The sequence below is a fragment of the Pontibacter actiniarum genome (assembly GCF_003585765.1).
Lineage (GTDB): Bacteria > Bacteroidota > Bacteroidia > Cytophagales > Hymenobacteraceae > Pontibacter > Pontibacter actiniarum.
Map to the genome: position 1 here is coordinate 262709 of NZ_CP021235.1, position 13667 is coordinate 276375.

The following is a 13667-nucleotide window of genomic DNA, read 5'->3' on the forward strand; positions in this document are numbered from 1 at the left end:
GAATTTCTGTCTTTATTTTTTTGGATAGGGCAAAAGAAACAGTGGGGCAGCGAAAGTGTCGCTGCCAGCGTGTAGGTGTGGCGGAAAGAAGAGCTTATTGGCCTGCGGAACTTCCTTTCAGGTCGTCCAGCTCCAGCTCCAGGGCTTTGACAGAAATCTGTATCTCGCGAATGGCCAGGGCCAGGGAAATGAGCATCATGAGCAGGCTGAAACCGAATACATACTTACCGAGGGTTTCGTAGCCGGCGAACAGCACAAACATGCAGAGCACGCAGCCGAACATGCTCAGGCTCCCAAAGGCCTGCATGTTGCGGATCAGGATAAGGCGCACGCGCAGGTTCTCGATCTGGCTGTACACCAGCCGGTTTTGGGTGGAGGCGTAGCGGTCCTTAAGGCTGCGGATAAGGTTGGCCAGGCCCAGAAAGCGGTTGGTGAAGGCCAGCAGCAGCAGCGACAGCGCCGGGAACAGCAAAGCAGGAGTGGTCAGGGTGATCTCCATGGCAGCTGCTCTGGTTACAGGTTTTTCAGGAAATCCTCGTCCAGCGGCTCAATATCATCGTCATCCTCGCTGTGCGTGTAGTCCCAGTCCACTTCGGACATCAGCTCCAGGCCATCCATAATCAGCTCGTCCAGCTCTTCTTTGGTGCCGGCATCCAGGGTGCTCTCGAAGAGGTGCAGTATCTCTTCCCGCTGCGGGTTCACGAATATCTCGTGGTAGAGGTGGTCGAAAGAGGCGATGCGCTTCTGAACGATTTTGTCGATCTCGCGGGTGTTCCGGGCCTTGATGGCGTCCTGCAACACCTCCAGCACCTCTTTGCTTTTCTCGTTGTGCGCCAGGCGCACAAAGGCCTTCACAAAAGCGATGGCCACGCCCAGGCGCAACCGCTCAAAGCGGAAGCTAAGCTCCTCCTGGCTTTTGCCCGTCGCTATTCTCGCCTCCCGCAGTGCCCGCTCCAAAGCAGTGTATACTGCAGCGGCCCCCTCTTCAAACACAGGAGGGTTTGGGGAATCGTAGGCGGTTTCGAGTAGCAGTTCAAAGCTTCTGGCGCTCATAATCGGTTTTTGTTTAGCTTCTAAAGAATAAGACCACAAAGGTACGACTTTATACTTTCATACCCTACGCCCGGTTTTACCTGCTTCCCGCTGCCGCCTGGCCAGCCGCTTACGGGGCTGTCATTTTGCTTCGGGGGTGGTGGTATGCGGCGCAGTAGTATTTATTAATGATTTATATATAGTACTAATATAATATATGTTTACACTTTAAGTTGGGTTTAATCATAGATAAGTATAAGTTAAAAGATAACAATTAGTTGCCCGGCAGAAATCTTAAAATTGTATTGCTATGAAACTATATTCCTGTTTACTTTACACAGGTAAAGGAGGCAATAGCTTTATTTAGGCTTAATCGGCTTATGTTTAGCTTTGTAGTGCCTCCGGTTAATTGAAACTTATTTTGTAAGCATACAACAGGGGGATGTTGTGTGCTGCATCATGTTTCGGAAGGTGTTTGTGTGATAAGTGCAAAACCCGTCTTGCCTGTGCATCAGCCATGTTGAACAATGCACTACAAGTGCAATATAAAATTTGTGAGGCATGGGGCGCTGTAAAAGGCAGGCTGTAATGAGCCGCGTAACTGGCCGGGTGGGTAAATCAAGTGTTTGCCCATCCGGCACGTGCCAGTCCTAAAACCAGTCCTAAAAAGAGGTGCTTAAAGCGAAGCGCCGGGCGGGCTGGTGCGGCGCAGGGGTAATAGGCCTTTTCAACCACCGGTACAGAAGCAGAATAACACAGCTCGAAATCCAAATCACAGTTTATGAAATTGAATGATTCCCCCAAAGCAGATTGTCCTTCCTGTTCTTCGCCTATGGCAGTTGCTGCCGCCAACCCTGCAAGAGGAAGGCACAGCGGTATTTCCTATCACATCTAGCATTTAATAGTTACAACATATTGGTTATTGTATGAACAGACTTCTACTGATTTTTGCAGCCATTTCCTTTTCCCTTTTCTGTAGCCTGCCGTCGTCGGGGCAATCCATTAACTGGGTGAAAACCGCGGGCAGCGTTTCGGACGACAATGGAGAAGGGATACAGGTGGACGCCGCAGGGAACCTCTACGTGCTGGGGCACTTTTCCGCACCCTCGGCGCTGTTTGGAACGACAACCTTGTCCACATCCGGGACAGGTACCTACCTGACAAAGTACAGCAACAGCGGGGGCTTTGCCTGGGCCCGGAAAATCTCTGACACAAACCTAAGAGATGGAAGCAGCCTCAAGACGGACGCCGCCGGGAACAGCTACCTCACAACCACTTTTACCGGTTCTGTTACACTGGGCGGGCGTACGTTAACCAGTAACGGAGCCGCTGACATCCTTATCGCCAAGTATAACAACAATGGCGATGTGGTGTGGGCAACAAAAGCGGGCGGTTCTGCGGCTGATAAAGGCAACAGCATAGCGATAGATGCCGCCGGGAACAGCTACCTGGCCGGCAGCTTTCAGGGCGCTGCCACCTTTGGCAGCACCGTGCTGAGTAGCCAGGGCAGCCTGGACGCCTTTGTGGCGAAGCTAAACCCAGACGGTTCTTTTGCCTGGGCGCAGCAGGCTGGCGGTACTGGAGCTGATGAGGGCACCGGAGCTGTGGTTGACGCTAGCGGCAATGTTTACATAACCGGTAACTTTGCCGGCACCCTTGCCCTGGGCAGCACCAGGTTGGCGAGCAGCGGTGGACAGGATATTTTTCTGGCTGCTTACAGCAACAGCGGAAGCCTTACCTGGGCGCAAAAAGCCGGAGGCGCTGGAGCCGATAAAGTAACGAGCCTGGCGCTGGATGCGGGGAACAACCTGTACCTGGGCGGTAACTATAACGGAACAGCCCAGTTCGGAACCCAATCGCTGAGCAGCGCTGGCGGCCAGGACATCTTTCTGGCTAAATACTCCAACACCGGAACCAGCCTCTGGGCAAAGTCAGCCGGTGGCGCGGGTACGGACGAGCTAAACGGTTTGTCTGCCGATGCCAACGGAAACCTGTACCTGACGGGCAGCTTCAGCGGCACCGCGTCTGTAGGAGGCATTACCCTGAGAACAACGGGCGGCCTCGATATTTTTGCAGCCCATTACCTGGGCAGCGGTGTGGTGCAGTGGGCGATTGGCGCTGGTAGCGGTGTGGATGACCGTGGCTTTGGCATTGTTTCGGATGCGGCCAGAAACGCTTACGTAACCGGGTACTTCCAGGGAGCCACCACAAGCTTTGGCGGTATCCCGATCCCGAACAGAGGAGGAGAGGAGATCTTTATCTCCAAGCTCCTGCCGGCACTGGTCACAACCAGCGTTACCAATGGCCCATACTGCGCGGGGCAGGCGGTTACAGTTAACTACAGAACCAATATAAACCTGGGGCGTAACTTCCGGGCAGAACTTTCGGATGCGACCGGGAGCTTTGACAGCCCTGTAACGATCGGAACCGTTACCAGCAATACCGGCAGTATAAACGCTGTGATACCAGCCAGTGCGGCGAGCGGTTCTAAATACCGCATCCGGGTGTACGCATCCGACGCCAGCATACCCGGTACTGATAACGGCAAAGACCTGACAATAAACGCGCTTCCGGCCGTGCCGACGCTTACCAGCAACAGCCCGGGTCTTGGAAGCACCCTTTACCTGACCGCCACCACCGTTGCCGGGGCCACTTACTCCTGGACCGGGCCAAACGGCTTTACCTCTAAGCTTCAGAACCCTACCCGGCCAAGCATGACAAGTGCCGACGCCGGAACGTACACCCTCACGGTGAATGTGAACGGGTGCACCAGAACGGCCAGTATCAACGTGGCGGTGGTTCCCGTTCCGACCTATGACGTAGACCTGACGGGGAAACCCAACGGCACCTGGGACTCCGGCACCGTAAACAGAAACGGGCAGTTGTGCGGAGCGACAGGCAACGACAACTGTATCCAGTTCAACATCACGTTAGACAGAAACGCCGCCGGCCTGGAATTCGCCATTACGGATGGGCCGGTACCGTCAGGCTCCATGGGATACCAGATTGACTGCGGAGGCTATGTACCCGTGGGGCAGCCTATTTGTGTGGAGGGCACAGGGCCGCACGTGCTGACGCTGTGCATGCCGGGCAACGCCAAAGGGCGCTTTGTTATCAAGTCTATTGCAGCGTTTGAGCCGCAGCCAGACCTTTCCGTAACGGCTGGCTGCTCGGCCATACTTCGCGCACCGATCGCCTTCGAGGAATCATCAATAACCTGGCGGGATATTACCGGAGGAGGAGCCTATGATAAATACCTGAGCTTCCCGAACGGAAAGGCAAACCCGGTAGTAACACCTGATGCGAACGTACCGGCCTTTGTCGACTATGAAGTGTGCGGAGCCTCGGTTAACTCGCCTTGCTCCACACTGCCGTACTGCGATGTGGTAAGGGTGTATTTTTACCCGGAGCCGGTAGTTACCATCGGGCCGGAGCCTGCCATTATCTGCCCCGGCGGTAACGGCGTAGACCTGGTCGGCAACGTGACCGGCGGCAGCGGCAACTTTTCGTACCTCTGGACCGACAGCAGCGGCAAACTTGTAGGGACAGACCGTGTCTACAGAGCCACCGCAGTCGGAACGTATACGTTTGAAGCCAGAAACGAGAACTACCCGAACTGTAAAACCTTCTCAGCTTCCGTTAACGTTGTATCTAACCTCACGGTAAACGCCGGCCCGGACCAGCTTGCCTGTTCCCAAAACGCGGTGCAGCTGGCAGGTGCGGTTACGGCAGCTACAGGCGGCATCTGGAGTGGCGGCCGCGGGGTATTTAGCCCGAGCAACACCGCGCTGAATGCCGTGTACACCCCTACAGCAGACGAAATCAGGGCCGGCTCACTGAAGCTGACCCTTACCTCAACCGGAAACGGATCATGCTCACCCCTGCAGGACGAGGTGCTGCTGACTTTCTACTCCATGAACCTTACCTTGTCGGGTACCTCTGTGGTATGCGGCGGGGCGACAGGCACAGTGGCTGCGACGGTAGTAGGCGGGCAGGCACCGGTTACCTATAAATGGAGCTCCGGCGAAACAACAGCTACCATCAGCAACAAGCCTGCCGGTACCTACACTGTCAGCGTAAGCGACGGGCAGAGCTGTTCTGTGCAACAGTCCTTCACCATCACCGAAATGCCGGGCCCTTCGGATTTTACGGCCAGCTTACGCAGCAGCACTTGCGGCGAGAGCAACGGAAGCATAAGCGTTGGCGGTGTAACGGGAGGTACGCCATCCTATACGTACAGCAGGGACGGTGGCAGCACCTACCAGGCATCGGCCATGTTTTCAGGCCTCGCGGCCGGTAACTACACCATCACTGTAAAAGATGCGAACGGCTGTACCACGGTAAAAACCTTTACCCTGGCAAACATAGCGGGGCCGAGCACGGTAACCGCTACCGCTACGCCAGCCAGCTGCGCCAACAACGACGGCCAGATTTCGGTAAGTGGCGTTAACGGCGGCACACCTGCTTATACTTACTCCATTGATGGCACGAACTTCCAGGCAGGCACTGTGTTCACGGGCCTTGCCTCCGGAACCTATACTTTAACGGCTAAAGACAACAACCAGTGCCGCGTAACAACTTCGGTTACGGTACTTAAGTCGGCCCCTACAGCGTTTACAGCCACCGCTACCGCTTCTACCTGCGGCAACAGCAACGGCAGTGTCGCAGTAAGTGGTATAACAGGCGGTAAAGCTCCTTATAAGTACAGTGCAGACGGCGTGACTTTCCAGACTAACCCAATGCTGGAAGGCTTGGCGGCGGGCACTTACACGGTTACTGTAAAGGATGACAACGGATGTACCTTCGCTAAAACGGTAACAGTTACGAACATTGCCGGCCCGTCCGACCTTACGGCATCTGTCAGGCCTTCTACCTGCGGTAACAGCAACGCTGAGCTTACCGTGACGGGCGCGAGTGGTGGCACACAGCCTTATGCTTACTCCCTGGACGGTGTTACTTACCAAAGTTCTGCGGGCTTTGCCGCGCTTACCGCCGGCAGCTACACGGTTTATGTGAAGGATGCCAGAGGCTGTGTATATGCAGAGGGTGTAACAGTAGCAGACGTTGCAGGCCCGGCGTTCACCACTATTGCCGAGGCATCTACCTGTGGCGGAAGCAACGGCAGTATAACCGTGAGCGCCTCAGGCGGTGCGGGCTCTTATACCTACAGCAAAGATGGCGTGAACTTCCAAGCCGCTGCTACTTTTGCTAACCTGGTGGCGGGTTCCTACAGCATCACTGTAAAGGATGCCAACGGCTGCACCCTTGTGAAGCCGGTGGCGGTAAGCGATATCGCCGGGCCAGCTAATATGACCCTGACAGCGGATTCCTCTACGTGCGGAGGCAACAACGGCAGCGTTGTAGTAAGCAACGTGTCGGGCGGTGCAGGGGCCTATACCTACAGCAAAGACGGCCGCACATTCCAGAGCTCAACAAGCTTCGGTTCGCTGGTGGCCGGCGACTACACTATCACGGTGAAGGATAGCAACGGCTGTACCTTCTCAAAGGCTGTAACAGTGGGTGACGTGGCCGGCCCTACCAACCTGACAGCTACCACAAAGTCCTCTACCTGCGGCGGCAGCAATGGGGAACTGAATGTAACAGGCGTAAGTGGCGGCGTAGAGGGGTACACTTATCGTATAGACAACGGCGCTTTCCAGTCTGCGACTACCTTTGCCGGATTGGCCGCCGGTGCGCACACCGTTACGGTGAAAGACGCCAACGGCTGTACCTTCAGCAAGAGCTTTACGGTAGCCAATATCGCAGGGCCTACTGCTGTGGCGGCTACTGCACAGTCGGCCAGCTGCGCCAACAACGACGGCAGCATCCTGGTGGGCAACGTAATAGGAGGTACCACTGGGTACACCTACTCCATCAATGGCACCAGCTTTCAGGCAGGTATAAGCTTTACCGGCCTGGCCTCGGGAGACTATACCCTTACTGCGAAAGATGCGAACGGCTGTACGGTAACAACTATAGTTAAAGTAGGAACGAACGCGCCGACAGCCTTTGCCGCCTCTGTTAAGGCATCTACCTGCGGGGCCAGCAACGGGGAAGTAACCGTAATGGGTGTTACAGGCGGAGCGGCTCCTTATACTTACAGTAAGGGGAGTGATGCTTTCCAGGCATCTGCTACACTTACCGGGCTGGCAGCCGGAGTACACCGCATCACCGTGAAAGACGCGAAAGGCTGTGTGTTTACGAAGAATGTGACGGTAACCAACATCAGCGGGCCTTCCGATTTAACCGCCATGACCAAGGCCTCTACCTGCGGTAACAGCAACGGAGAGTTAGTGGTGGCCGGCGTAAGCGGGGGCACTACACCTTATACCTATGCCATCAACGGGAAAGACTTCCAGAGTGCCACTGCCTTTACAGGGCTGGCCGAAGGCGTTTATACGGTAACGGTGAAAGATGCCAACGGCTGCGTGTACGCAGAGGAGGCGACGGTAAGCAACATCGCCGGGCCGAGCTTTACACTGGCAGCGGTCGCCTCTACATGCGGCGGCAGCAACGGGCGCGTTACAGTTGAAAACGTGACGGGTGCCGCCGCCTCCTTTACATATAGCAGAGACGGGCAGAGCTTCCAGGATTCCAACGTTTTCACAGGCCTTGCCCAAGGTACATATACCATCACCGTGAAAGACGCGAATGGCTGTACACTTGCCAAAACGATAGAAGTAACAAATATCCCGGGGCCGAGCGGTATAACCCTGGCCGGGGAACCTTCTACCTGTGGGGCAGCAAACGGTACGATAACTGTTACAGCGGTAGCGGGCGGTACGCCGTCTTATACTTATGCGCTGGATGGAGGCGCCTTTCAGGCTTCTCTGAGCTTTGGCTCGGTGCTGGCGGGCGAGCACACGGTAACGGTAAAAGACGCTAACGGCTGTACATTCTCTAAGAAGATCACCCTGGAGAATATAGCAGGCCCAACCGGTTTCTTGGCCAGCGCCAAAGCCTCTACCTGCGGCGACAGCAACGGCGAACTAAACATCTCCGGCGTAAGCGGGGGCACTTCACCTTATACTTACAGCAGGGATGGGGTAAACTTCCAGGCCTCAGCAAACTTTACAGGGCTTATGGCCGGTACGCACACCATTACGGTGAAGGATGCCAACGGCTGTACCTTTACAAAGGCGGCTACGGTAACCAACATTGCCGGGCCAACCGCTGTGGCAGCCTCTACTACACCAGCCAGCTGCGCCGACAACGACGGCAGCATTCAGGTTGGTGCTGTAAGCGGCGGAACGGCTCCTTATACTTACGCTATCGACGGCACTAACTTTAAAACAGGCACCCGCTTTACGGCACTGGCCGCCGGTACTTATACTGTTACTGCAAAGGATGCCAACGGTTGTACTGTAACGGCTTCTGTAACAGTGGGCGCTAACGTGCCGACAAGCTTCACCAGCACCACGGTGGCTGCCAGCTGCGGCCGCAGCGACGGTGAGCTGACCATTACAACCGTAAGCGGCGGAACGGCTCCTTATACATACAGCAAGGGCAACGCTGCCTTCCAGTCTGCCGCTACTTTCGGAGGGTTGGCTGCCGGCACTTACACTATCACGGTGAAGGATGCCAACGGCTGTACATTCACAGAGGATGTTGCGGTACGAAACGTGGAGGGGCCAACCCTAAGCGTATCGGCGCAGCCAACTACCTGTGGGGGCACCAACGGGCATATCAGCGTGAGCAACGTGGCAGGCGGTGTCGGCCCTTACACTTACTCGATGGATGGGGTAAACTTTCAGGAGGAGGCAAACTTCGGTAACCTGACAGCCGATACCTACACGGTGAGTGTGAAAGATGCCAAAGGGTGTCTGGGTACGGCCACGGTACAGGTAGAAGACATTGCCGGCCCAAGCGACATCAGCCTGGCTGCTGTTGCCTCTACCTGCGGTAACCGTAACGCACAGGTGGTTGTGCGCGAGGTAACGGGCGGCACTTCACCTTATACTTACAGCAAAGACGGTGTGAACTTCCAGAGTGTGGGCACCTTTACAGGGCTTATGGCCGGCACTTACACCATTACGGTGAAGGATGCCAATGGCTGTATCGTGACCAAGTCTGTAGAGGTGGAGGATGTTGCCGGGCCAACGCAACTCACGCTGCAGGCAGCTTCCTCTACTTGTGGGGATGCCAACGGAGCGGTTTCGGTAACCGGCGTGAGCGGTGGTACTGCACCTTATACCTATGCGGTAGACGGAGGGGCCTTCCAGACTGAGACTGCCTTTGCCTCTCTTCTCGCCGGCGAACATACAGTAACAGTGAAAGACGCGAACGGCTGTACCTTCGCTGCTAAAATAGTGGTAGAGAACATTACCGGGCCATCAAACCTGACTGCTGTAACGAAAGCCTCCACCTGCGGAGCCAGCAACGGCGAACTGAAGGTAACCGGCGTAAGCGGTGGCACCTCGCCGTATACCTACAGCATCGATGGCGTGAACTTCCAGGCAACAGCTACTTTTACAGCCCTGGAAGCCGGTTCTTATACCACCACGGTAAAAGACGCCAATGGCTGTATATTTACTAAGAACGTTACGGTGGCCAATGTTGGCGGACCTACAGCAGTAGCAACCACGATTAAGGCTGCTACCTGTGCCGATAACGACGGCACTATTACGGTAACAGGCGTTACGGGGGGAGACGCCCCGTACAGCTACGCCCTCAACGGGGGAGCTTTCCAGTCTGCGGGCATCTTTACGGCCCTGGCCTCCGGGGAGTACACCCTCACGGCCAAAGATGCCAAAGGATGTGTGATGGAAGTGCGGGTGACGGTAAGCAAGAGCGGACCGGCCGACTTCACCAGCGTTGCCAGCGCTGCCAGCTGCGGAAACAGCAACGGTAGCATTAGAATAACGGCTGTGGCGGGCGGTGCAGCTCCTTATACATACGCGCTGAACGGAGGTGCTTTCCAGAGCACAGCTGCCTTTACAGGTTTGCCTGCCGGTACTTACCGTGTGGAGGTGAAGGATGCCAATAACTGCTCGTTCGCCAAGGAAGTACAGGTGAACAATGTGGCTGGGCCGTCTGGTCTCGAGGCTACCGTGTACACGGCCAGTTGTGGTAACAGCAACGGCCAGGTGGTGGTAGCTGGCGTAACGGGCGGTACGGTTCCGTACACCTACGCCATCAACGGGAAAGATTTCCAAAGCGCGGCCGCCTTTACGGGCTTGGCCGCCGGAGCGTACCAACTGAGCGTGAAAGACGCCAACGGCTGTACGTTTGTAACAGCCCTGGTGGTGCCTAACGCTACGGGCCCTGCCGACTTTGCCGCTGTCAGCAAAGCCGCTACCTGCGGTAACAGCAACGGCGAGGTGACGGTAACAGGTGTTACCGATGGCACGGCTCCATTTGCCTACAGCCACAACGGCACCACCTTCCAGGCGGGTGCTACCTTAACAGGCTTAGCGGCGGGTTCTTACAACATCACTGTAAAAGACGCCAACGGCTGCAGGTTTACAAAGGCGGTTGTGGTCGAAAACACTGCCGGGCCTACAGGCTACGACCTGACGGCGACTGCCTCAACTTGCGGCGCTGCCAACGGCACAGTAACGGTGGGTGCGGTAGCAGGTGGCACGGCCCCTTACACCTACGCGCTGAATGGCGGCAGCTTCCAAAACACCAACATGTTTGCGGCGATAGCTGCAGGGGAGCACACCGTTACGGTGAAAGACGCCAACGGCTGCACGCTCGTGAAGAAGGTAACGGTGCCTAACGCAACGGGGCCTTCAGAGTTATCGTCCCAGGCCACACCATCGTCCTGCACTGCCAGCACCGGCTCTATTACAGTTACAAAAGTTACCGGTGGCGCACTGCCTTATACGTACTCGCTGGATGGAGCAAGTTTCCAGGCCGCCAACACCTTTGCAGGGCTGGCGCCGGCAGTATATAATGTGTACGTGAAAGATGCTAACGGCTGTCTTACACATGGCACTGTTACCGTAACTACCAACGGGCCAAAGGCGGCCAGCAGCTCCTCGGTGGCGGCAACCTGTGGCGAGTCCAACGGCAAGGTCACGGTCACATCAGTAACAGGGGGCACTCTGCCGCTGGCTTATAGTATAGATGGTGGCAAGAGCTTCCAGGCAGCAGCTGCTTTTGATAACCTTGCCGCCGGAGGCTACACGATCATCATCAAAGACTCAGAAGGCTGCACCTTTGAACTGAGGGAGAATGTAGGCAACAGCGCCGGGGCAACCTTTACAGCCACAGGCTATGATGCCAGCTGCGGCAGTGAAAACGGCAGGGTGGTGATCAGCCAGGTAAGCGGCGGACAAAGCCCTTATGCCTACAGCATTGATGGCACTACCTTCCAGGCAACACCTGCCTTCAGCGGTTTGGCCGAAGGGGTGTACCAGGTAGCGGTGAAAGACGCTGCCGGATGCCTGAACTCTCAGACGGTTACGATCCGTAACACGCCACCACTAACCGACCTCAAGGCAATGGTAACCTCCGCAGGCTGTGGCCTGGCTACAGGGCAGGTGGCAGTAGACGGGGTGACCGGTGGTACAGCGCCTTATACTTACTCGCTGGACGGCAAGAACTTTACTGCCGCTACCACCTTTGCCAGCGTGGTGCCGGGTAGCTACACTTTAACAGTGAAAGACGCGAAAGGCTGCACCTTTGCCAAGCCTGTAAAAGTGGAGGCCGGGGTTTTGAGCGAGTTGGCCTATGTGCGTAACCTGAGCTGTACTGGTGCTGCTACCGGCGTTATCGCCTTTACATCGGTAGGGGAGAATGCCCAGACGCAGTACAGTATCGACAACGGACTTACTTTCCAGAAAGACTCCGTGTTCACAGGCTTGCCAAAAGGCGTGTACCAACTGGTGACCAAGTTCTCCGAGACTTGCCGCATAGTAGTGGGTACAGCCGAAGTGAAAGAGGCAGACCAGATACAGGTAGAGGTAACGCCGCTCAGCAAAGCCATTGGGCAGGACAAGTCCGGCAGCGCAGCCGTGACTAATATCAGCGGTGGGGCGGCTCCTTATATGTACTCCGTCGACGGAGGGGGCTTTACTGCCGATTCTGTCTTTACAAACCTGGCCGCTGGCCTGCACACGCTGATGGTGAAGGACAGCTTCGGATGTACCGCAGAGGTCACGTTCACAGTTGAAGGCTTTAACGATATTGACATCCCGAACGGCTTCACGCCAAACGGAGACGGTATCAACGACAAGTGGATGCTGAAGAACCTCGCGACCCTCTTCCCGCACTGCAGGGTAACGGTGTACAACCGCTGGGGTAGCCCGGTGTTTGAGTCGAGAGGCTACACCAACCCTTGGGACGGTACTTACAACGGAAAGAGACTGCCGGACGGCACCTACTACTGCGTGATTGAGTTCGGAGACGGCTCTTCGCCGCTCAAGCGATCTGTAACCATCATGCGATAACATCGGCCTTTCATCCATCAAAAAGAGCGTTATGAAAAATTACATACTTATATGCTGCTTTCTGCTTATGGGCTCGGTTGCTGTAGCCCAGCAGAAGGCATTGTACAGCCAGTACATGACTAACTATTTCCTGATCAACCCGGCTGTCAGCGGGCTGGAGAAGGACTGGAACTTTAAGGCAGGCTACCGCAACCAGTGGACCGGCTTTGAAGGAGCCCCTAAAACCTACTACCTGAGCGGCGAAACAGCTTTGTTTAAGCGGAGCATCCGCAGCAAAAGGGTGCAGCCTTACCATGGGGCCGGCGGCTATGTGTACACCGACCAGACCGGCCCGACTACTCGCACCGGCTTGTTGCTGTCCTATGCGTACCATGTGCCGATCAACAGGAAAATCTACCTTTCGTCGGGCGTGTTTGCCGGGGTGCAGCAGTTTCGCTTCGATGCGAACAAGATCCACCTGGCTGAAGGCTCTGACGAGCGCGACCCGGTTACCCAGGGCGGTAGCTTCAACTCGTTTATGCCGGACCTGAGCGTGGGTACCTACATCCACTCCGATGAGTTCTATGCCGGGGTGTCGCTTTTTCAGGTGCTGGGCAACAAGATTGCTAAGCGTGATGACGTGGAGGACCCGAGCCGGCTTGCGCGCCACCTGTTTGTGTCCGGCGGCTACAAGTTTGAAGTAAACCGGAACATCGTGGTGACGCCTTCGGTGTTGCTCAAGTACGTGAGCCCGGCGCCGCTGCAGGCCGACCTGAATGTAAAGGGGGCCTACCACTTCACGAAGAGGCGCAAGACGGATGACGATGACATGGTTTGGGCCGGCATCTCTTACCGCACTCAGGATGCGGTGGTGGGCCTGGTGGGGCTGCAGTTTATGAAGCAGTACGAGCTAAGCTACACATACGATATCACCGTTTCGCCGATGCGGCACTACAGCGCCGGCTCCCACGAAATTATGCTGGGGTTTCGGATGAGGTAAAGGCCCAAAACAAAAGAGCCGGTGCTACTGCACCGGCTCTTTTGTTTTATAGCGGGCGCTAAAGCCTGCGCTGGCCTGGCGGCTGTTTTTCCGCTGGCTTACGAATGTTGTTGTTGTTCCATCTCTGGCTTTAGAGGAAAGACACTGTTGCCGTTAGCAAAGCTCTTCAGTAAGGAGGGCAGGCGAGAGGCTCCATACTACATCATACTTCCCTCGCCTGCCCATCCTGATGCAGGCAAAAGAAAAACGCCAGCGCAATT

Annotated in this window: 4 protein-coding genes; 2 read left to right on the forward strand and 2 right to left on the reverse strand. The window is 55.9% G+C overall.

What is annotated here, in order from left to right:
• Positions 1-94: 94 nt before the first annotated feature.
• Both CA264_RS01180 and CA264_RS01185 read right to left on the reverse strand, forming a co-directional pair.
• Positions 95-499: a DUF2721 domain-containing protein gene (locus CA264_RS01180; RefSeq protein WP_025603993.1), complete on the reverse strand. Its 405-nt coding sequence runs from the start codon at positions 497-499 to the stop codon at positions 95-97.
• Positions 500-513: 14 nt separating this feature from the next.
• Positions 514-1053, reverse strand: coding sequence for a hypothetical protein (locus CA264_RS01185; protein ID WP_025603994.1), 540 nt, complete (start codon positions 1051-1053; stop codon positions 514-516).
• Between the two features lie 905 nt (positions 1054-1958).
• On the opposite strand from CA264_RS01185, the gene CA264_RS01190 reads away from it, so the two are divergent.
• Together CA264_RS01190 and CA264_RS01195 are read left to right on the forward strand one after the other, a co-directional pair.
• Positions 1959-12428: a T9SS type B sorting domain-containing protein gene (locus tag CA264_RS01190; protein ID WP_025603995.1), complete on the forward strand. Its 10470-nt coding sequence runs from the start codon at positions 1959-1961 to the stop codon at positions 12426-12428.
• A 31-nt stretch (positions 12429-12459) separates the two neighbouring features.
• Positions 12460-13407 (forward strand): PorP/SprF family type IX secretion system membrane protein, encoded by a 948-nt coding sequence (locus tag CA264_RS01195; protein ID WP_025603996.1) that lies wholly within the window; start codon positions 12460-12462, stop codon positions 13405-13407.
• Positions 13408-13667: the final 260 nt, after the last annotated feature.